The organism is Microbispora rosea (genome assembly GCF_044460045.1).
GTDB classification, from domain to species: domain Bacteria; phylum Actinomycetota; class Actinomycetes; order Streptosporangiales; family Streptosporangiaceae; genus Microbispora; species Microbispora rosea.
This window is the reverse complement of the sequence record NZ_JBITJO010000006.1, coordinates 445,066-464,387: the sequence shown is the minus strand read 5'-3', so window position 1 is coordinate 464,387 and position 19,322 is coordinate 445,066. Positions and strand designations below refer to the sequence as shown.

Annotated in this window: 20 protein-coding genes; 9 read left to right on the top strand and 11 right to left on the bottom strand. The window is 66.8% G+C overall.

All coding sequences use genetic code 11. The annotated features are described in order from the left end of the window. Positions 1-92 precede the first annotated feature (92 nt). Positions 93-941 carry a type I methionyl aminopeptidase gene (gene map, locus ACIBK1_RS27000; RefSeq protein ID WP_030508221.1) on the bottom strand — a complete coding sequence of 283 codons (849 nt, stop codon included), beginning with the start codon at positions 939-941 and terminating at the stop codon, positions 93-95. A gap of 43 nt (positions 942-984) precedes the next feature. Here map and ACIBK1_RS26995 point away from each other — a divergent pair, with 43 nt between their 5' ends. Next, the gene (locus ACIBK1_RS26995; protein ID WP_396738495.1) at positions 985-1,161 is read left to right on the top strand and encodes a hypothetical protein; all 177 of its coding nucleotides are present in this window, start codon (positions 985-987) and stop codon (positions 1,159-1,161) included. Positions 1,162-1,216: 55 nt separating this feature from the next. On the opposite strand, the gene ACIBK1_RS26990 is transcribed toward ACIBK1_RS26995, so the two are convergent. Then, positions 1,217-1,507 (bottom strand): CBU_0592 family membrane protein, encoded by a 291-nt coding sequence (locus ACIBK1_RS26990; RefSeq protein WP_156080920.1) that lies wholly within the window; start codon positions 1,505-1,507, stop codon positions 1,217-1,219. 104 nt (positions 1,508-1,611) lie between these two features. Here ACIBK1_RS26990 and ACIBK1_RS26985 point away from each other — a divergent pair, with 104 nt between their 5' ends. Beyond that, the gene (locus ACIBK1_RS26985) at positions 1,612-1,752 is read left to right on the top strand and encodes a LysR family transcriptional regulator (protein WP_197042626.1); all 141 of its coding nucleotides are present in this window, start codon (positions 1,612-1,614) and stop codon (positions 1,750-1,752) included. A 22-nt stretch (positions 1,753-1,774) separates the two neighbouring features. Here ACIBK1_RS26985 and ACIBK1_RS26980 read toward each other — a convergent pair whose 3' ends face one another. The 5 genes from ACIBK1_RS26980 to ACIBK1_RS26960 all read right to left on the bottom strand — a co-directional run bounded on the left by ACIBK1_RS26980 (position 1,775) and on the right by ACIBK1_RS26960 (position 5,444). Further along, the gene (locus ACIBK1_RS26980; protein WP_030508219.1) at positions 1,775-2,353 is read right to left on the bottom strand and encodes a hypothetical protein; all 579 of its coding nucleotides are present in this window, start codon (positions 2,351-2,353) and stop codon (positions 1,775-1,777) included. 342 nt (positions 2,354-2,695) lie between these two features. After that, positions 2,696-3,109: a lasso peptide biosynthesis B2 protein gene (locus ACIBK1_RS26975; protein ID WP_396738493.1), complete on the bottom strand. Its 414-nt coding sequence runs from the start codon at positions 3,107-3,109 to the stop codon at positions 2,696-2,698. Positions 3,110-3,114: 5 nt separating this feature from the next. Further along, on the bottom strand, positions 3,115-3,387 hold the full coding sequence (locus tag ACIBK1_RS26970) for a PqqD family peptide modification chaperone (protein ID WP_197042625.1): 273 nt from the start codon (positions 3,385-3,387) through the stop codon (positions 3,115-3,117). A 38-nt stretch (positions 3,388-3,425) separates the two neighbouring features. After that, positions 3,426-5,216, bottom strand: coding sequence for an asparagine synthase-related protein (locus ACIBK1_RS26965; protein ID WP_396738491.1), 1,791 nt, complete (start codon positions 5,214-5,216; stop codon positions 3,426-3,428). Between the two features lie 102 nt (positions 5,217-5,318). After that, complete coding sequence (locus ACIBK1_RS26960) at positions 5,319-5,444, bottom strand: lasso RiPP family leader peptide-containing protein (RefSeq protein WP_142556472.1); 126 nt, start codon at positions 5,442-5,444, stop codon at positions 5,319-5,321. 587 nt (positions 5,445-6,031) lie between these two features. Here ACIBK1_RS26960 and ACIBK1_RS26955 point away from each other — a divergent pair. Beyond that, on the top strand, positions 6,032-7,765 hold the full coding sequence (locus ACIBK1_RS26955) for an ABC transporter ATP-binding protein (RefSeq protein WP_387068232.1): 1,734 nt from the start codon (positions 6,032-6,034) through the stop codon (positions 7,763-7,765). 59 nt (positions 7,766-7,824) lie between these two features. Here ACIBK1_RS26955 and ACIBK1_RS26950 read toward each other — a convergent pair whose 3' ends face one another. Next, the gene (locus tag ACIBK1_RS26950; RefSeq protein ID WP_396738488.1) at positions 7,825-8,499 is read right to left on the bottom strand and encodes a response regulator transcription factor; all 675 of its coding nucleotides are present in this window, start codon (positions 8,497-8,499) and stop codon (positions 7,825-7,827) included. After that, positions 8,496-9,281: a sensor histidine kinase gene (locus ACIBK1_RS26945; protein ID WP_231513896.1), complete on the bottom strand. Its 786-nt coding sequence runs from the start codon at positions 9,279-9,281 to the stop codon at positions 8,496-8,498. Before ACIBK1_RS26945 ends, ACIBK1_RS26950 begins: the two co-directional genes overlap by 4 nt. A gap of 165 nt (positions 9,282-9,446) precedes the next feature. Between ACIBK1_RS26945 and ACIBK1_RS26940 the strand changes: the two genes are divergently transcribed. The 4 genes from ACIBK1_RS26940 (at position 9,447) to ACIBK1_RS26925 (ending at position 12,827) form a co-directional block, all read left to right on the top strand. After that, positions 9,447-10,187 (top strand): ABC transporter ATP-binding protein, encoded by a 741-nt coding sequence (locus ACIBK1_RS26940; protein ID WP_396738486.1) that lies wholly within the window; start codon positions 9,447-9,449, stop codon positions 10,185-10,187. A 56-nt stretch (positions 10,188-10,243) separates the two neighbouring features. Beyond that, positions 10,244-10,948 (top strand): ABC transporter permease, encoded by a 705-nt coding sequence (locus ACIBK1_RS26935; protein WP_396738484.1) that lies wholly within the window; start codon positions 10,244-10,246, stop codon positions 10,946-10,948. Continuing rightward, positions 10,945-11,715 (top strand): ABC transporter permease, encoded by a 771-nt coding sequence (locus ACIBK1_RS26930; RefSeq protein ID WP_030508211.1) that lies wholly within the window; start codon positions 10,945-10,947, stop codon positions 11,713-11,715. Before ACIBK1_RS26935 ends, ACIBK1_RS26930 begins: the two co-directional genes overlap by 4 nt. A gap of 446 nt (positions 11,716-12,161) precedes the next feature. Then, positions 12,162-12,827 (top strand): LmbU family transcriptional regulator, encoded by a 666-nt coding sequence (locus ACIBK1_RS26925; RefSeq protein ID WP_231513895.1) that lies wholly within the window; start codon positions 12,162-12,164, stop codon positions 12,825-12,827. Between the two features lie 89 nt (positions 12,828-12,916). Here ACIBK1_RS26925 and ACIBK1_RS26920 read toward each other — a convergent pair whose 3' ends face one another. Then, positions 12,917-14,812, bottom strand: a complete 1,896-nt coding sequence (locus ACIBK1_RS26920) for an ABC transporter ATP-binding protein (RefSeq protein WP_051761760.1) — start codon at positions 14,810-14,812, stop codon at positions 12,917-12,919. Beyond that, positions 14,809-15,711 (bottom strand): hypothetical protein, encoded by a 903-nt coding sequence (locus tag ACIBK1_RS26915; protein ID WP_396738482.1) that lies wholly within the window; start codon positions 15,709-15,711, stop codon positions 14,809-14,811. Before ACIBK1_RS26915 ends, ACIBK1_RS26920 begins: the two co-directional genes overlap by 4 nt. 311 nt (positions 15,712-16,022) lie before the next feature. Here ACIBK1_RS26915 and ACIBK1_RS26910 point away from each other — a divergent pair, with 311 nt between their 5' ends. Together ACIBK1_RS26910 and ACIBK1_RS26905 are read left to right on the top strand one after the other, a co-directional pair. After that, entirely contained in the window at positions 16,023-16,235 is a 213-nt protein-coding gene (locus ACIBK1_RS26910) for a mersacidin/lichenicidin family type 2 lantibiotic (protein ID WP_076431873.1), read from the top strand. A 54-nt stretch (positions 16,236-16,289) separates the two neighbouring features. After that, on the top strand, positions 16,290-19,295 hold the full coding sequence (locus ACIBK1_RS26905; protein WP_396738480.1) for a type 2 lanthipeptide synthetase LanM family protein: 3,006 nt from the start codon (positions 16,290-16,292) through the stop codon (positions 19,293-19,295). Positions 19,296-19,322 lie beyond the last annotated feature (27 nt).

The window sequence follows — 19,322 nt, the reverse complement described above, 5'->3', positions numbered from 1 at the left end:
GCGGTTAAAGGAACCCGCGCGACGCCTCACGCAGACGCCGCGGCGCGTCGCCGGAACACCGGCGCGGCGCCGCGGCACCGCCTCCCACGCTCCTACGGCAGCGTGAGGATCTCGTAGCCCGACTCGGTCACCACGAGAGTGTGCTCGAACTGCGCGGTGCGCTTGCGGTCCTTGGTCACCGCGGTCCACTTGTCGGGCCAGATCTCGTAGTCGATCGTGCCGAGCGTGAGCATGGGCTCGATCGTGAACGTCATCCCCGGCACCAGGGTCACCGACAGCGAGGGGTCGTCGTAGTGGGGGACGATGAGCCCGGAGTGGAACGAGGTCGAGATGCCGTGCCCGGTGAAGTCGCGGACGACGCCGTAGCCGAAGCGCTTGGCGTACGCCTCGATGACCCGGCCGACGATGTTGAGCTGGCGGCCCGGCGCCACGGCCTTGATCGCCCGCATCATCGCCTCACGGGTCCGCTCCACCAGCAGGCGCGACTCCTCGTCGACGTCGCCGACCAGGAAGGTGGCGTCGGTGTCGCCGTGCACGCCGCCGATGTAGGCGGTGATGTCCACGTTGACGATGTCACCGTCGCGCAGCAGGGTGTCGTCGGGGATCCCGTGGCAGATCACCTCGTTGATCGAGGTGCACAGCGACTTCGGGTAGCCGCGGTAGCCGAGCGTCGACGGGTAGGCGCCGTGGTCGCAGAGGAACTCGTGCCCGATGCGGTCGAGTTCGTCGGTCGCCACGCCGGGGGCGACGTGCCTGCCGACCTCCTCGAGCGCCTGCGCGGCGATCCGGCCCGCGATCCGCATCTTCTCGATGGTCTCGGGGGTCTGGATGTCGCTGTCGCCCTTCTTGGGCTCGGCCTTCCCCACGTACTCGGGCCGGGGGATGTGGGCGGGAACCTTGCGGGTGGGCGAGATTCGCCCGGGGCGGAGCAGCGTGGTCATGCGGCCAAGTCTAGTTGCGCGTCAAGGGGGCACGATTAAGGACGTGAGCGATCAATGGTGGTTCTGCCTGAAGCACATGAGCGTCGAGCCCGAGAAGGGCTGCCCGAACAAGGACCGACTCGGTCCCTACGACTCCCGCGACGCGGCCGCCAACGCCCTGCAGACGGCGGCCGAGCGCAACAAGCGCTGGGCCGAGCAGGACAAGGAATGGGACGACTGACCCCCTGACCCCCGACCCGGGCCCGGCCTTCCAGAGTCTCAACCGGGCCCGGTTCTCACCGTCCCGGTGCCGGTGCGGGGTCCGCCGCGTGCCGCCGGGCGGTCGCACGGCGGGCGACGAGCCGGCCGAGCGTCCACACGCCGATGCCGCTCCACACCAGGTTGAGGCCCGCCGAGGGCCAGGCCGAGTAATACGCGCTGTTGATCATCAAGGTGGCCGCCCCGCCGAAGTTGAGCAGCTGGTAGGGCAGCTTGTCCGCGGACATCCGGCCGGACGACACCAACGCGTACGCGAGCAGAAGGACGACGGCGCCCGCGGTGCCGATGATCGTGATGAAGGTGGACATCAGGACGGTTCGCCGTCCACGCACATGGTCATGACCCGATGATCCTGCCTGCGGAGAGTGAAGGGCAAATGAAGGATTCTTGATCCGAACATAAGACCTGCTGCATGGATATCGACCCGTGGCGGCTGCGGATCCTGCACGGGGTGTCCCGCAGAGGCGGCGTCATGAAGGCCGCGCAGGCGCCGCACCTCACGCCCTCGGCCGTCTCCCAGCGGCTCGCCATCGTGCCGTCGCCCGCGTCCTGATCCGTCGCCGGGTGCCGGTCGCTCAGTCGCTCACCCGGGGGCCGGTGATCCGGTCGGCCAGGCGGGCGAGGCGTTCCCGCAGACCGAGCCGCCGAATCTCCCCGGCCGCGCTGCTCACCAGGTGCTGCGCCGCGTCGAAACTCAGGACGGCCCCCTCGGCCGGTACGGCGATCGCGTCGTGGGCCAGAGACTCCAGTTCGGGGTCGCCGCCGTCGACGGCGAGGATCGTGGCGCCGCTGCGGCGGGCGTCGTCCACGCGTTCGAGCAGGGGCACGGGCGCCCGTTGCTCGGTGACCACGAAGAGCGTCTCGCCCCTGCCTGCGCTCCGCAGGCGCTCCACCCCGACCCGTAGGTGGGCGGGCGCGCCGGGCGGCGGCGCCCAGCGGACCAGCGTGGGGGAGAGCTGGGCGAGCCCCGACAGCCGGGCCTCGTCGGAGAGATGGGCGGTGACGTGCCACGGCTCGTCCTCGGGGGTGCCGACGACGAGGAGCCCTCCGGCCGACCGGGTGGCCCGCAGGGCCAGGCCGAGCTCCCGGGTGCGTTCGAGCCATCCGGTGGAGGCGAGCACTTCGCGCAACAGGTTCACCGATGCGGCGTCCATGAACGTTATGGTGCCTGACACGAGCGCGTGAAGTCCCGCCAATCGGGTCCATGACACACGGTTACCGCTGGGTAACGATCAGCCCGCGGCGCCGATTACCGAATGGGATCCAACAGCCGGAAGGCGGCTTCATGAACCTTCGCGTTCGCGCCACCCTGTCCGTGATCGGGTCTCTCCTCCTGCTGCCCGCGCTCACCGGCACCGCACGCGCGACCTCCGCCGGAGGCGCCGGGTGCCGGGCGCGAACCTGTCCGGCAGCGCTCCCGTCGTCGTCATGGGCTATTCGCAGTGCCGGTCGTCCGCGACCTGGGCCGGAGCATCGGGGATGTCCTGTTCCTCACGTCACGACCGGGACCCCGCCCGACGAGGCCGGACGCGGGACGCGTGAACGACCGTATAGGCCGATACCTTCTCGGGCTCTCCCACCGGCCGGCCATCCACCTCCACCCAGGCGTGAGCGGTGAACGGGTGCATCGCGAATCCGGCGCGCCAATCGGGGGCGCTTCCCCGGAGGCGGCACAAGATCACGACGGCCACCGAACGTTGGAGGCATCCCTGTCCGGCGCAGCGCGGGCTCAGCGCGCACACCACGTTCCGCGCTTCACCGGCGTCCGTCGCCGACGCGTGAGCGACGCCTCGGCAAAGCCACGTCAGTACGGCGGCAAGACGATTTGGGGAAAGCAGGATCAGCACCCGTGCGACGGTGATGGCCAGGCGCGCTTGAGCCCGGTACCTGACCGGATGGAGCGTTTCCATCGTGATCAGTCCGAAGAGTCGGCGCGAATGAGGCGCGCCTCGACAAGAGCCGCGACCAACTGGTCGATGTCGGCTTTCACCCGCACGCGATCGATGTCATGGGTTTGAGCGATCGACTCGACCACTTCGGTGGCTGTGTCGCCGTCGAGCAGGCGTTTCAGCATCAATAGTGCGGTGCCGTTGATGCGCCAGTAGGCCGCTTTACGTCCGGTCCCTACCAGGACCGCTTGCCCGTCGACTTCCTGGAGCACAACTCCCTTGTTCAATTGGATAGCCACGCTATTTCCTTATTCGTCGTGAAGATGGAAACGGGTGATCAATCGACTCCACGCAGCCATCGCTCCGCGGTGACCAACTTCTCAAGTTCAAGTAGCCCGATGTCGGATGCCGCTGGTTCAGCCAGAATCGGCTCGATCAATTCTCGCTGAACGAGGTCGCGCTCCACCAGACAGCTGTCCTTGAACTCGACGAGGAGCTTGTCCCGGCGGGCTCGATGCTCGGCGTAGATATCCGAGGTGAAGTCTCCCCGGCCTCTCTTGTCGTAGAAGCCGCTTGGCGCGATTCCGTTCATCGTGGCCGCCAGCAGCGGCTTGTCGACAGAGTCGCTGACCCGGGCGGATGCTGGAGCGCGGAGCACCGCGCGCACGACCCGGCTGTCGGTGAAGGGCGCGCACCAGCGAATGTCGTACTGGCCGTACACCTCGGAGAACTGCCGGAGTATCTTGCCTTGAAAAGTGACCGACTCCACGGTCTGGTGTGCGAGCGGGTCGCGGCCCAAGGGCTCGGGCGCCGACGTGGCCGCATCGAAGAACGCCTGAACGACAAGGTTTCTCGCCTTGGTCGTGATCCACCGGGGGAGAACCACCGGCGGAAACCAGGAGTACGCGTCCTCGGGCCGCGAGGGGGCATCGTGCGCGATCGAGGCAGCGACACGCAGGAAATATCTCTGATAGCTCTGCCGGGATGACGCGCCCCTGAGAAGCGGAACTAGACGCTGCTTCTGCGTGAGTTGGAATCTGCGCATACGCCTCAAGGCCGCGACGGCATTCTCGCGCCACAGAGCCCGGAACAAGCCAGGAACCACGTCGAAGAGTTCGTCGCCACCGAGGCCGGTGAAGTGAACGTGCGCCCCGGTCCGGCAGAGCTCATCCGCCAGGAGGTCGAGGTAGCCGCGGGAGGCGGCCCAGACAAGAGGACCTTCGGCGATGGAGGCCGGGCTCGGGTCGGGATCCAGGTCGAACGCCGTGCTCTGTTCGGCCAGCGGCGGGAACTCGTGCAGGGGCAGCCGGAGGTCTCGGGCAACCTCGCGGGCACGGGTCGTCTCGTCATTCCATGGGCTCATGGACGACGTTCTGTAGGTCGTGAATTCCGCGTCCAGGTCCGCGAGCAGGAAACAGAGGCTCGTCGAGTCCAGGCCGCCGGACAGGTCCGCACTGACGCGCCTGGCGCCGCTGTGGATCGCTCTGCCGGCCGCTTCGCGCAGCGACGCGCGAACAGCGTCGGCCGACGACGCGAAGTCTTCGCCCGAAGCCGGAGGAACCCACCATCGCACGGGCCGAGCCGACCCCCGCGCGTCGATCCGCAGCCACTCGCCGATGCCCAGCGAGCACAGACCAACCCACGGTGTCCGCGAAGCGAACGGGTGGATGGGCAGTGCCTTCACCAGGGAGAGTGCAAGCCACGTCTCATCGACCTGGGGCTGTGTCACCTCCCTCAGTACACGCGGGCTGTTCGAGGCGAGCGCGACACCGTTGACCATGCCCCAGAACAGCTGCCTTTGCGTGCTCAACGAGCCTTGCAGACGCTGCTGCCCGTCGGCCGAGACAAGGAGGAAGCTGTGTAGCGTCAGGCTCTTCGCGATGTCGTCGACGCGCGCACTCGTCGAGAGGTCGTCGACTTCGGCCGCGACGACAGGGTCGCTGTTCGCTTCGGGAACGGCGATCCTCGTCCCGTCCGTCAAGTCCCGGACCGCCCAGTGCGACAGATCGTCCGTGAGAATCCAGGGCCTTCCCGAAGGATGCCGGACGACATCCGGCTCGACATCCCAGCCGAGACGGCCGGCGATGTGGTGATCGAGGTCTCGGTCCGGTAAAGCCAGAAACTTCACGTGACGTCACCCAACCATTGGAGTTCCAGTTGCGTCGCCGGTGAGTCGACCAAGCAAATGTGCGGGTGAGGTGAACTGAATCACCTCACCCGCGCACCGGACTCACGGTGAGATGAACGTGTGCCCACCGAAGAGGTCGCGGTAGTCCCACCAGGGGTAGCCGTTTGTCACTTCACGGAACCCGCCAATTTCCTCCAGGACCGGAGCGACGTAAGACTGCTTAGCCATGTCTCTCACCTCCTTCCTATTAGAACGGGTACCACAAGATAGGCGCAGTCAGCGCCTACTGACCCCCGCAATAGGCGGCAGTTGTTGTTCTCTGCCCCAAGCCTGCGGGCCGTGGGGTCACGCTAACACGCCGGCAGAGAAGCGGCCAGATTCGCGTCGAGATGTCCGATGACGGCCTCGATATTTTTCCGCTTTCGACGGACCGGGCCCTAGAAGAATGAGGATGTGCGCGCGAATACCATGCGCTTCACTATCTGTCATCCCCTTGACTCGGAGTGGGGTGCTTATCGACATGATGCGACGGCGGTTCTGATGACGGTATGCATCTTCCTCAATCCGCCTCGCAATGAGAGATCGGTCACATTGTCCGCGGCAGACTCCCTGTGATAGTCCGAAATCATTCTTCCACCGGCCTCTTGGCGCCTCATGTCGTGCTGGGTCTTCCATGCGAACGGGCCGAAAGACCGAGGTCGCAGACCTCCGGATGTCGCGCGACCACCCGTGATCTTGTTCTTCCGCTCGGACGTTGAATCGTGATTGGATGGTGTGACATGCGACGTGGCGATGGAGCCCGTTCGTCGCTCCGTGTGCTGCTGGGCCTGCTGAGGGGCAATGGCGGACTTCTCACAGGCGGGATCGTCGTCAGCCTGCTGGGAGCCGCCGCGTCGTTGCTGCTTCCCGTTGTCGTGAACCGCCTGGTGAAAGAGGTCGGCGGCTCCGGCGGGACGTCCCTGATCCCGCATGTTCTGCTGGCATGCGCGCTCCTCCTGGCCGTAGGACTTCTCAGCGCGCTGCAGCAATATCTCCTCTACCGCATGGGGGAGGGCATTGTTTTCAACGCCCGGCGGACGCTGATCCGTTCGTTGCTGCGCCTGCCGATCCGTGAGTTCGACGAGCGCCGAAGCGGCGACTTGGTGTCTCGTGTCTCCAACGACACGACAGTCATTCGCCTGGCATTGACCCAGGGGGTCCTCGCGAGTGCCGGCGGAATCGTCACGATGGTTGGCGCGCTGGCCGCACTGCTGCTACTCGATGCCTTACTCTTCGGGCTGACGCTGGGCATAGCCGCGGTTTTCGCGATACTCACGACTGGGATGTCGCTGGGCGTCAAGAAGGCGAGCCGCGAACTGCAGGAAAGCGTCGGTCAGCTCACATCGGCGCTGAGCAGGGCCATTGTGGGCATCAGGACGATTCGCGCCGGGAACGTGACCGATCCCGAAGAGCGGGCCATCATCCGCACCGCCGACGACGCGCGCAAGGCGGGGCTGAAGGTCGCAAGGATCACAGCGCTCCTGGAGCCGATGTCGCTTCTGACCATGCAGGCCGCCGTCCTGATGGTGCTGGGGGTCGGCGGCCTCAGGGTCGCGGCCGGTCAACTCGCCATCGGCGACATGGTGTCGTTCCTTATGTACGTTTTTCTGCTGATCGCCCCGCTCGGACAGATCTTCTCCGCCTTGGGGTCCCTTGGCTCCTCGATAGGTGCGATCGATCGCATTCGGGAGATCACCGAGCTGCCGAGCGAGTCCGGCGATCACCGGGTCACGTGCACGTCCAAGGGGCGCGCAGGAGCGGCGAGCGTCACGTTCAGGAACGTCACCTTCGATTATCGGGCCGCGGCCGTGAACGGCTCCTCGCGGCGGGGCGCGCTCTCGGATGTGTCCTTTCATATCGATCCCGGTCAGCGTGTCGCCTTGGTCGGCCCTTCGGGAGCGGGCAAGACCACCGCTCTCAGCTTGATCGTGCGCTTCTACGATGCGACTTCCGGCCGAATCCTCATCGACGGCGTGGACATCGCAGATCTTCCTCACGAACTCGTGCGTGACCGCGTTGCGTACGTCGAGCAGGACTCGCCGGTATTACCGGGGACGATTCGCGAGAATCTCACGCTCATCGCGCCAAAGGCGACGGACGCCGACTGCTGGGGTGTCCTGGACGCCCTGGAACTCGGGGAGAGGATTCGGGTCTCGACCACGAGATTGGACACTCCGGTCGGGGAGTTCGGCGCGACCCTGTCGGGTGGAGAGCGTCAGCGGCTTGCCGTCGGACGCGCGCTTCTCGCACGGCCCCGGCTCCTCCTCCTCGACGAGTCGACGGCGAATCTCGATGGACGAACCGAGATGCTCGTCCGCCGGGCGATCGCGTCGGCAGCGGACAACTGCACTCTCGTGATCGTGGCTCATCGCCTCGCGACCGTGCGAGACGCCGATTCCATCATCGTCTTGGACGAGGGCCGTGTCTCGGCGCAGGGCAGCCACGATGATCTGATGAAGGAGAGCCCGCTGTACCGGGAGCTCGCGCGCAATCAGCTCCTTGTCGAGTGAACGCGCGCGCCGGTTCGCGGGCGGCTGCACGTGCGATCGCGAGACGCCCCGGCGCGTATTCAACGTGTCGACTGGACGAGGTTGCTCTCGTAGGCCGCGATGACGAGGTGCGCGCGATCTCGCGCCTGGAGCTTGCTCAGCAGGTTGCCGATGTGGGTCTTGACGGTTTTGATCGAGATCGTGAGCGTCGTCGCGATCTCGTCGTTGGAGAGCCCGTGGCCGACCAGGGTGAGGACCTCGGTCTCCCGCTCGGTGAGACCGTCCAGGCTCCCCGGCTTCGCGACCGCCGGCTGGGCGATGTAGGCCTCGATCAGGCGTGTAAGGACTCTCGGGGCGAACAGCGACTCGCCCTGATGCGTTCGGCGAATCGCGTCGAGGAGTTCGTCCGGGTGGGCGTCCTTGAGGAGAAAGCCGCTGGCGCCGGCTTGCAGGGCGGCGCGGACATACTCGTCGAGCTCGAACATCGTGAGAACGATGACCTTCACCGATTCAGTGCCCGGGTCGGCCATTAGGCGGCGGGTGGCTGTGATTCCATCTGTGCCCGGCATGCGGATGTCCATCAGCACGACGTCGGGATGGAGTTCAGCCGTGAACTCGACCACCTCATCGCCTGTGCCCGCCTCGCCGACCACCGTCATGTCGTGATTGGCGTTGATGACGGCGGCCAGGCTGTGACGCAGCAACGGCTGGTCGTCGGCGATGACGACGCGAATCGGAGTCTCGCAGTCACTCATGACGTCCGAGCCTCGGGAATACGGGCGGTGACGCGAAACCCGTTCTCGACGTGCTCGGCTCGAAAGGTCCCGCCGACGGCGGCAACGCGCTCCCTGAGCCCCTCGATCCCATGCCCGGCTCCCGGGTGAGGTGTCCATCCGTCCACAGGGCCTTCGTCCCATACGCTCGTGACCACCCAGTCGCCGTCGCGACGCACGTGCACGTTCGCGCTCGTGGGTCCGGCATGCCGAGCGGTGTTCGTGAGGGCCTCACGCACGATGGAGCAGACCGTGAGTTGCGCGCCGGAGCTGATGTCATCGATCTCGCCGAGTCTGAGAGTGACGGTTGGGCCTGCCCTTTCGGCATCCTCGATGATGGCCGGCAGGTCGTGAAGGGATTCCGCGGGCCGCAGAGGTGCGGTCGTGCCAGTCGAGTCACGCAGCACGTTGAGCATCCGGCGTAGCTCTGTCGTGGTCTGCCGCCCGATGCGCTCGATGTCCGACAGCGCCGCGGAGCTGTCATCCCCCGCGCCGAGATAGCGTGCCGCGCTCGCGCGGACGGTGATCAGACCGAGGCCGTGAGAGACGATGTCGTGCAACTCGCGAGCGATGCGGAGTCGTTCGGCCTGTGCCGCGCGTTCGCCGGCCCATGCCGTCAGGCGCGCTTCGTACGCGATTCGCTGCCGGCGTGCGTGAAACAGCGCCCACACGGTGACCGTCAACGCCAGCGCGGCGATGACTACCGGGAGGACGACCGCGGCGGTACCCCCGCGGCCGACCGCGAGAAGAGCGAGCAGGAGCACGACGTGGACGGCGATGGCCAGTGGCCAGACTCGCCGACTGCGTTTCGGAAGTGCCTGACCCGGCCCCATCCCCCAAGTCTAAGGACTCGCTCGTGGATGAAGCATCAGTCCTGGGTCCGAGAGGCCCAGGTCCGAGCCGCGAGACGATGTCCGGTCTTCGGTCCGATGACCGGAGGCCATGTTCCGGGTTCACATGTGAACATGATTACGATCGACAGCCTCGTCAAGCGGCGCGGTTCCAAGGAGATTCTGAGCGGCGTCGGCTTCCAGGCCCGCCCCGGAAGAGTGACCGGCTTTCTCGGCCCGAACGGAGCGGGAAAAAGTTCCACGCTGCGCATTCTGCTGGGCCTGGATCGAGCGACCTCCGGCACGGCACTCATTGGTTCTGTCCCGTTCGTGCAGCTTCGTGATCCGCTTGCCACGGTCGGGGCCATGCTGGACGGCTCCGGCGCGCATCGGGCGCGGACGGGCCGGGCACACCTGCGGTGGGTGGCTCGCTCCGCAGGGCTGCCGCGGGCGCGCGTCGACGAGGTCCTTGACATCGTGGGCCTGACGAGCGCCGCATCGAGGCGGGTCGGCAGCTACTCCCTGGGGATGGCGCGTCGTCTCGGGCTGGCGGCGGCGCTGCTCGGAGACCCGGAGATCCTGATCCTGGACGAGCCGGTGAACGGGCTGGACCCGGACGGCATCCGCTGGATCAGGACCTTCCTCCGCCAACAGGCCGCGTCCGGCCGTACCGTGCTGCTCTCCAGCCACCTCATGGGGGAGCTCGCGGAAACCGTGGATGACGTCGTGGTCATCAACGAGGGCAAGGTCGTGGCGGATGGCACCCTCGACGAGATCACCGGCTCTCACCGCACTCTCGAGGACGCGTTCTTCGCCCTCACCACGGGGGGTGCGCCATGAGGGCGCTCGCGGCTGAGGCGTCGAAGCTCGCCTCGTTGCCGACGGTGTGGATCGCGATGGCCGCCGGGGTGCTCGTGCCAAGCGTGATCGCCGCAATCACCGCGTCGTCGACCCGCAGCACGATCACCCGCGGCGCCGCGACCGTCGCCGGGGCCGACACCGGATATCAGGAACTGGCGTTCGGCGTGGTTGGTGCGATCATCCTCGGTGTCGTCGCCATCAGCAGCGAGTACTTCACCGAGAGCGCGGAATCCGGAGGCGGGCGTCAGATCACCACCAGCCTGACCGCCGTTCCCGCCCGCCTTCGGTTCCTGCTCGCGAAAATCTCCGCGGTCGCGATCGCCGCCGCGGTACTCGCGATCATCGCGTCGGGGACCACCATGGGTGTCATCCACGTGGTGCTCGGCGAGCACGCCCCTGCGATGGGAGCGGACGATGTTCCGCGGCTGGCCGGTGTCGTCTGCTACTGGGTGTACACCGCGCTCCTTGCCTTCGGGATCACCGTGCTCACCCGCCACGGGGTGATTCCGCTCGCGGTGCTCATCGCGAACACCTCGGTCGTCACCGTCACCTATCTGCTGACCAAGATCACTCCGCTGGCGAATTACCTGCCCGACATGGCCGGGGTCCGCATGTTCATTCGGAGGCTCGCCGACAACACTGTCGAGATCAGCCCGCTTACCGGAGGGCTGGTGATGACCGCCTGGGTGGCGGTGCTGCTCGTGATCGCCGCCGTCGCATTCACGCGGAGGGACGCATGACCGCCCCTACGACGGCGACTCGCACCCGTGGCCGGGAAGCCGCTCAGGCGCTCGCGGCGGAAATGTCGAAACTCGTGTCTCTTCCGGCGACCTGGCTGACGCTCGGAGGCACTCTGGTGGTGAATCTGATCCTCGCGGTCGCGTTCACGGTCGCCGGCCTCCAGGGTTCCACCGGCACCAAGAGCGCCATCGACATCGGATTGGCTTCGATCAGCTACGCGCAAGCCGGCTTCGTCATCCTCGGCGTCCTGACAGCCTGCTCCGAGTACATCGGTGGGCAGATCCGCACCACGCTGACCGCGATGCCCCGCCGCGCCCTTCAGTTCACCGCCAAGCACCTCGCGTTGGCGATAGTCGTGTTTCCCGCAGCGGCGATCACCGCCGCGTCCGGAGTCGTGCTCACGGCTGGTGTGCTCGGCGACACCGCTGCGCCGTCGACCTCAGGTCGTGTCGTGGGGGCCCTGAGCGGTGTGAGCGCGTATCTCGTGCTCACAGCGTTGATCAGCGCCGCCGTCGGTGCGCTCGTGCGCCGGACTCTTGCGGCAGTCGTCGTCCTGCTGGGGTATTTCTTCATCGTCGGACCGCTCCTGCGTGATCACACCCCTGCGGCGAAGTACCTCCCGGACACTGCCGGATTCGCCATGTGGTTTCCGGTAGCGGACGACGCGAGCGCGGTGACACCGGCGCAAGGCGCCCTGCTCCTCACGGCGTGGACTGTCGCCCTGATCGTCTTCGTCGTAATCGGGTATCGCCGTTGGGATATGTGACGCACAATTCCCAGAACCACTGGTCAGACGGCCGGTCGACGCCGTCGGCGAGCGCGATCACGATTTGCGGCCGGAGCGCAAGGCCCGCCGGGGATGATCCGGGCACCGCGGAGTTGGGGGAGTCGTCCTTCGCGCCTCCCACGTCAACAGCGTGGTTGACATCTCAAGACAATGGCGGAAATCATGCAGATGTTCCCGGCGGCCTCCGTTAGCGGGAAGCGTGCTCAGCGGTGCTGCCGCGTGTCCGTGTTCCTCCTTGCTTCGCACATATCGCTGCCGAGGAGTGCGGTCAACCAGCTCCATGACGACATGGGTGAGGAGGCAGCGCTCTCACACCCCTGAGATTGAGGAGCCGATCGGGAAAACCGTCCTCATGAATCAGAGGCGGAGCCGAGGCCTGACCGCCTTGGCTCTCTACGGGGTTTCAGAACCGGGGGTTATGACCAATGGCGATGCCACTTCTCGATCCTGTTCCGAGGAAGGAAGAAGAGCGCGGGACTGCTCGCCGGGGAGTCAGCGACATGAGAAGGCATTCTCAACAGGAGAGGCTGGGGCTCGACGCGTCAGTGCGAGCGGGCAGGCTCGGGCTGCGTCTTCCAGTGGACCTGACATTCGAGTCATGGCAGAGGATCGGCAACCAGTTATGCGTCATCGCGAACTCCTCCACCTGGTGGCTGGGTGACTGGCTCGTCTACGGTGAGGAGTTCTTCAGTGACCGGTACCGGATGGCTATCGCAGAGACGTCCTTGTCGTACAAGACTCTCCGTAACTATGCATGGGTGGCCCGAAAGTTCCCAATGTCCCGTCGACGGGACACGCTGAGCCTGCAGCACCACGCGGAGGTGGCCGCCCTCACCGAAGACGAGCAGGAGTTGTGGCTCACCCGGGCGGAGAAGGAAGGCTGGCCGCTCAACAGGCTGCGCAGGGAGATACAAGCAAGCCGTGGCCGCGGCCAGGACACGGACACGGTGACGGTGACCATCTCCGTCGCGGTCTCGTCGGAGCAGGAGGAGCGGTGGAAGGCGGCGGCGCAGGTCGCGTCCGTCCCCTTGCCCGAGTGGATCGCCGCGACACTCGACCGGGCCGCTGTTCAGGACCACGATCCGAGGTAGCTGTTGGTCGTCGGCGACAGGTGGGCGGAGGACGTGGCTCCCGATACCCGTCGCCGGCCGGTCCGATCCTCCGGCGGTCCCAGCCGCGTTCACCCCGGGCTCTGCGCCGTCGAGCTCGGGGAGCCGGAAGTCATGTAGGCGGCGGCCTGCAGTGTGTACATCTCGGCGTACAAACCCTTGTCCGCCATGAGGCTGTCGTGCGTCCCACGCTCCAGGATGCGCCCATCCTTCAGCACGAAGATCTGGTCGGCGTGCCGGACGTTGGAGAAACGGTGTGAGACAACGATCGCGGTGCGCCCCCGCAACAGCTTCCGCAGGTTCTCCAGCAGCGCGTGGTCGGCCTGCGCGTCCAGCGCCGACGTCGGCTCATCCATGATCACCAGGTCCCGGCCCCGGTAGAAGGCGCGGGCGATGGCCAGGCGCTGTCGCTCGCCTCCGGACAGCGCGGTGCCGCCACCGAACTCGGGGCCGAGCGGGGTCTCGTACCCGCCCGGCAATCGGTCGACCAATTCGCGCGCGCCCGCTTCGTCGACTGCCGTGCGGACGGCCGTCTCCCCGTCCGGCCGCGTCGTGTCCCCAAGCGCCACGTTCTCGGCGACGGAGAAGTGGTAGGTCATGTGGTCCTGGAAGACGGTCGTCACCTGGTCGCGCAATCCCTCACGGCTGAGCTCGGAGGTGTCCGCACCGTTCCAGAGCACGGCGCCCGACGAGGGCTCGTACAGGAAGGCCAGGATCTTCGCCAGCGTGGTCTTGCCCGAGCCGTTCGGGCCGACGAACGCGACTATCTGGCCGGCTCGGATGGTCAGGTCGACGTTGCGCAGGGCCGGCCGCGCGGTCTCGGGATAGACGAAACCGAGCTCGCGCACGCACAGTTCGCGCAGCGGTCCCGGCTGCGCGACCTGACGGCTGACCGAGCTCCTGCGCATGAGCTGAGCGAAGAAGGCGTGCTGGTCGTCGAGGAACAGCCCCGCCTCGGACAACTCGGCCAGCGGACCGCCCAGACCGGCCATCGCCGTCGCCAGCCTGCTCAAGCTGAGCACGGTGGTGAGCACCGTCGAGGTGTCCATCGCCCCGGCGGCGTAGAACCAGGCGAGCACGGTCACGACCACGCACAGGATCAGGCCGAACGCCAGCACTCCCAGCAGCTGTCTGCGCCACTGCCCGCGCAGGGTTTCGCGCAGTTCCGCGTACCGCCTGCGGGTCAGGAGGTCGTATCTCTCGGCGAAGTGCTCCGACAGGCGGAAGGAGCGCACTTCCGCGGCGGCCTGTCGGCCGGTGATGAGCATGCCGACGTACCTGCGCATCCGCTCAAGCGGGGTCATCCTGGTGAAGAAGGCGAATCGGTCGCCGGCGAGCTTGGAGCTGACGACCGCGATCGGGGCCGCGGTGAGCGCCATCACCGGCAGCAGCCATGGCTCCAGCACGATGAGCAGCACGGTGAAAGCGGCCACCTGGAAGGCGGAGGCCAGCAGGCCGTTGACGCCCCTCACCACCTGCCGCGGTTTGCCGTCGGCGGTCTCCTCCGCCCGGCTGATCCGGTCGTGTACGACCGGGTAGTCGAAGTCGGCGAGGTCGAGCTTCGCGATGGCGGCGTGCATGCGGCGGCTGCTGAACTGACGCACCCGGTCCACGAGCAGCTCGTTCAGCGTATGACGCAAGTTGCCGAGAATGAGAGTGACCAGGGTGAGCAGGACCGCTCCGGCAAGCCACGGGATGAGCGTCCTGGTCGCCTGCGCGGGGCCGTCGGAGGACTCGAGGAAGACCCCTACGCTGCCGCGGAACAGCAGCAGCAGACCGACGCCGAGCAGCCCCTCGACGGCCGGCAGGAGGATCACCCCTGTCCAGAACAGCGTCGCGTCCGCCTGCCTGCTCAGCCTGAGGGCGGCCATGACGGTGGCGGCGGTGCCGGAACGGCTCATCGCTTCCTTCATCGCCGTGCCGGCGGTCTCCCCCTGCTCCGCGGGGCTCGCTGGAGAGCCCTTCATCGGCGTTCGTATCCGAGCAGGTCCAGCAGGTGCCCGTGGCGGCGATCGAAGGCGCGGACGGTGGCCTCGGAGAACGCGGCCCGCCATGCGCCCGACCGGCCGTCACGGAAGGTGAACGACGCTCGATTGAACAGCGACTTCGCCAGCGTCGCCGGATCCGCCTCGGCGCCCAGGAACGCGACGACCCGCTTGACCGCCGCCTCCTGGAGATCGAGGGTTCCGCCGCCGTCGGGGCCTATCAGTTCCTCGAAGGAGACCCTGCACACGGCCGGATGCGCGGCCAGCCAGCGACTGCTTCGCAGTTCCGAGAGCCCGGGGAACTGCTCGTCCTCCAAGGCGTAGGCGATCTGTTCGTCGAGGTGGGTAAGGGAATGGAGTATGTCGCTGTAGAGGCCGAAGCGGACCAGCTTGCCGATGCCCTCCGGCCGCGTGTCGGTGAGGAAACGCACCATCGACAGAAGGCTGTCGCGCGGGTCGCGGTGCAGGAACAGAATGCGTGGCTCACCGCCCGTGCGCCATTCGTGGATGAATTTGCCGTACACCTGCGCGAGGTCCATCTCGTGCACGAACCAGCAGGTGTTCGGAGGAGTGTCGGAGAAGGTGCCGGTGGCGGTACGCCACAGGGTTTTCTGCACGAGCTCGCTGAGCATCGTCTCGTGCGGATAACGGGAGGCCAGCGGGACGCCCAATCGATGGAGCCATGCCCACATCACAGCCGTCCGGGCCACGTCGGTCAGCCGCGCGAAGCGCTCGGGGTCCTCCGTGACCCGCATCCGGAGCAGTTCCTCGTGGTCGTAAACCTGTGAGACGAGGTTCCACGAGGCGTCCTCGTCAAGAGTCATGCGCTCGTCCGGTGACGTCTTCACCTCTCCCTGGAGGCCGTACCCGAGAGCGAGCATCAATTCCTTGATGAGATGGGTGCCCGCTTTGGGAGGCGATACCACGACGACTCTTGGAGCACGGGCCATGAAATTTCCCTCCTCATACCGCCCTACAGCAATACCACGGTCCGCGCCGGGCTGAAAGACGGATGGAACTCGGCGTGAAAATTCCGGGATAATACGTCGGCGATTTCACCGGGTCAACCCTCCTCGGGTGTTAGTGCAAAAAAGGGATTTATGGAAGCCTGTCGCGATGAGAGGTTGCTCACATTGTCGGGAGTTACGGTCCCATGTGATATTTCGGAACGACCGCTTAGGAGAGGAGAAAAATGCAGACAACAGATCTGGCCAAGGCGTGGAAAGACCCCGGTTTCAGCGCCACCCTCACCGCTGAGCAACTGTCCACCCTTCCCGCGAACCCGGTCGGCGACCTCGCCGACATCGCCGACTTCGCCAACGAGGGCGAGGTCCAGCCGATCATGATGTCGTGGGCTCCGTGCTGGATCACCTGGAGCAGCGACACGAATTGCTGCGCCTACTGACGCGGCAAGGTGAGAGGAGGTCGGGCGTCCGCTCCGCGCGGGCGCCCGCACCTCGTGTCCCTGCCGATCTGGATCGCCGAGTCTGTGAAATACGGGGTCAGAATGGCGCCTGAGCACGCGATCGATTCACTGCTCCAATTCTCGAAGCGCAACGTAGATGCCGCCGCCGCTGATTTGATCGAGAGAGTGCAGGAACGTCTCGGATCCCTCGCGGCCGAGCCGCTTCTCCATCACCTGACAGCGGCGCCGCCCCGCGCCGGGCTCGCCAGGATCGTTCTCAGGATCCTCGTACTGGAGCTCAACGTGCAGCGGGTCGAGGGCCTCTTGCACGGGGCCACGCCCGCCGAGCGCTTCGACTTCTTCTTGGCGCGCTTGTCGGACACGGACTTCACACGGCGAATTTGGCGCGACTATCCGCTGATGCATGCGGAATGCCACCGGCTGCTCGCTCACTGGGTGGGCGCGCGCTGTGCGTTCGCCGAGCATCTGGCGGCCGACTTCGGGCTGTTGCGCGGGCTTGGTATCCAGGCGGACCTACGAGAGATCGACGAGATCTCCTTCGACGCCGGCGACAGCCACGAAGGTGGCCGGTCTGTGGCTATCGTCCATTTCGGTCGCGGGCAGAGCGTCGTGTACAAGCCCAGAGCGGTGTCGATGGAGGCTCGGTTCCAGGCGTTGCTGGACTGGGTGAACGCCAAGGGGTTCGAGCCGCGGTTGCGCACCGTGCGCGTCCTCGACCGCGGCGACCACGGATGGCTGGAGCACGTCGGCGGCGGCGAATGCGACACCTCCGCCGCCGTCGAGCGTTTCTACCGCCGTCAGGGCGGCTATCTGGCTCTGCTGCACGCGCTCCGGGCGCGCGACCTGCACATGGACAACGTCATCGCGGCCGGTGAGCATCCCTTCCTCGTCGATCTCGAATGCCTGTTCACCGGAGACCTGAACGCCTCACAGGCCGACTCCGCCGGAGATGAGGCTCTGATGCGCGGCCTGTTCGACTCGACCGTGCTCGCGGTGGGCATGCTGCCCTTCTCACGCCCGCGGACGGATGCGGCGGGCAGGGAGACGAGCGGCGACGTGAGCGGGCTCAACGGCGGCGGCGACTCGCGGTTGAGCGCGGGCGAGCTGCCCCAATGGGTGGACGCCGGCACGGACACGATGCGGCTGGCACATGGCCGGGTACCCGTCCCCGCGTCGGCGAACCTGCCGCGCCTCTACGGCGAGGTGCGACGGTTCGACGAGTACCGGGACGTCTTCCTGTCGGGGTTCGAGCGCATGTACAGGCTCATCCGGACGCACGCCGACGATCTGCTCGCTGAAGGTGGCCTCCTGGAGACCTTCCGAGGCGCCCGGGCCCGTCACATCCTCGGGGCGACGCAGACGTACAACGCCTTCCTCTGGGCGAGCTGCCACCCGCACCTCCTGGGCGCAGCAGAGCAACGCGAGAAGTACCTCGACCGTGCGCTGTCCCGCCAGAAAGGACTCGCGCTGGGAGCGGAGATCGCGGCCAGCGAACGTGCACAACTCGCGGCCGGCGACATTCCCATCTTCACGGCGGACGCGGACGGCACCTGCCTCATCGGCGGAGACGGACGGGTGATTCCCGGCGCGCTGGCTCAGGATGGGCTGAGCGCTGTACGTGAGCGGATCGCGGGATTCGGCGACGACGATCTTCTGCGCCAGCGATGGATCGTGGAGTGCGCTGCGGCCACGGCCGCCGCCCCGGATCTCGACTCCTCCCCGGTCTTCCGGGTGCCCAGGGACGACAGACCGGTCCACCGACGGTCCAGCTCGAAGGAGGCGCCCGACGCCGGGACCGTCGTCGGTCATGCCATCGAAATCGGGGACGAGCTGATTCGGTCCGCGCTACGCCATGAGGGGGAGGTCGGCTGGCTCGGCCTGGCCTCGGTAAGCGGGGGAGGGTGGCAGCTCCTACCGACCGGGCTCGACCTCTATTCCGGCAACAGCGGCATCGGCCTGTTCTTCGCCTACCTGGCCCGAGTGACCGGCCAGGACAGGTTTCATGAGCTGGCACGGGATATCTCGTACGGCATCGTGCGCCGGATGGAACGCGCGATCTCGTTCGGCCATCGTGAGGGCCGGCAGAACGCAATGCTGACCCTCGGCATGTCGGGCGGCTTGACCGGCGCCCTCTACTTTCTGACGCACTGGGCGGCTCTCACCGCGGACACCGTTCCGCTCACTCGGTTGATCGACGACGTCGCGCCGGGGATGGAGGAGATCTGTGGCGCCGACGAGACCCTCGATGTCGTCGGCGGCGCCGCCGGTCACGTCCTCGCTCTCTGCGCGGCCTGGAGCGTCGCCCCGTCCCACGGGCTCGTGGGGCTGATCGGAAAGGTGAGCACGCACCTGGCCGAGCGCGGGGTCCGCACCGGCGACCAGATCAGCTGGCCCACAGCGCAATTCGACGGCCTGGCGCTGGGCGGATTCGCGCACGGCGCGTCCGGCATTGCGCTGGCCCTGGCCAGGGCGGCACGGGTGACCGGCGACGACACGCGGCTCGAGACCGCCAGGGCCGCGCTGCGTTTCGAAAGATCACTGCGCGACGAACATGGCGAAGCCTGGCCGGACCTGCGGCCGAACGTCCCCTGGGAGACGATGGTCGCCTGGTGTCACGGCGCGCCGGGAGCCGGTCTCGCCCGGCTGGCACTGGCCGAGACGCTGGGCGACGACAGGTCCCTGGCCGCCGACATCGAGCTCGCGGCTCGCATGACCGCCGACTATTACCAGGCGGCGAAGGAATATTACCCGGTGCGCAATTTGTCGCTTTGCCACGGGGAGCTGGGGAACCTGGATTTCCTCTGGTCGGTCGCCCGAAAAACAGGTGAGGGTGATCTGCTCCGCCTGGCGGAAAACGTCACGACGGCAGTGCTGGCCGCGCAGGAGGATTATGGTTGGATTTGCGGGGTGCCGCGCGGGCTTCGCACCCCAGGTTTACTGCTCGGACTCGCCGGTATAGGACTCGGCTATCTACGCATCGCCGATCCCGCCCGGGTGCCCTGCCTTCTCACGCTCGACGCTCCGGCCGGTAACCTGTGATATGCCCAGCATCGGATACGATCACAG

Bases quoted from the DNA above. Each gene is read 5' to 3' on its own strand.
- ACIBK1_RS26985 (WP_197042626.1), top strand. From the start codon at position 1,612: ATGGATATCGACCCGTGGCGGCTGCGGATCCTGCACGGGGTGTCCCGC.
- ACIBK1_RS26915 (WP_396738482.1), bottom strand. From the start codon at position 15,711: ATGCTCGCTCTCGGGTACGGCCTCCAGGGAGAGGTGAAGACGTCACCG.
- ACIBK1_RS26975 (WP_396738493.1), bottom strand. From the start codon at position 3,109: ATGGAAACGCTCCATCCGGTCAGGTACCGGGCTCAAGCGCGCCTGGCC.
- ACIBK1_RS26925 (WP_231513895.1), top strand. From the start codon at position 12,162: ATGGCGATGCCACTTCTCGATCCTGTTCCGAGGAAGGAAGAAGAGCGC.
- ACIBK1_RS26960 (WP_142556472.1), bottom strand. From the start codon at position 5,444: ATGGCTAAGCAGTCTTACGTCGCTCCGGTCCTGGAGGAAATTGGCGGG.
- ACIBK1_RS26950 (WP_396738488.1), bottom strand. From the start codon at position 8,499: ATGAGTGACTGCGAGACTCCGATTCGCGTCGTCATCGCCGACGACCAG.
- ACIBK1_RS26930 (WP_030508211.1), top strand. From the start codon at position 10,945: ATGACCGCCCCTACGACGGCGACTCGCACCCGTGGCCGGGAAGCCGCT.
- map (WP_030508221.1), bottom strand. From the start codon at position 941: ATGACCACGCTGCTCCGCCCCGGGCGAATCTCGCCCACCCGCAAGGTT.
- ACIBK1_RS26910 (WP_076431873.1), top strand. From the start codon at position 16,023: ATGCAGACAACAGATCTGGCCAAGGCGTGGAAAGACCCCGGTTTCAGC.
- ACIBK1_RS26980 (WP_030508219.1), bottom strand. From the start codon at position 2,353: ATGGACGCCGCATCGGTGAACCTGTTGCGCGAAGTGCTCGCCTCCACC.
- ACIBK1_RS26920 (WP_051761760.1), bottom strand. From the start codon at position 14,812: ATGAAGGGCTCTCCAGCGAGCCCCGCGGAGCAGGGGGAGACCGCCGGC.
- ACIBK1_RS26940 (WP_396738486.1), top strand. From the start codon at position 9,447: ATGACCGGAGGCCATGTTCCGGGTTCACATGTGAACATGATTACGATC.
- ACIBK1_RS26935 (WP_396738484.1), top strand. From the start codon at position 10,244: ATGGCCGCCGGGGTGCTCGTGCCAAGCGTGATCGCCGCAATCACCGCG.
- ACIBK1_RS26990 (WP_156080920.1), bottom strand. From the start codon at position 1,507: ATGTCCACCTTCATCACGATCATCGGCACCGCGGGCGCCGTCGTCCTT.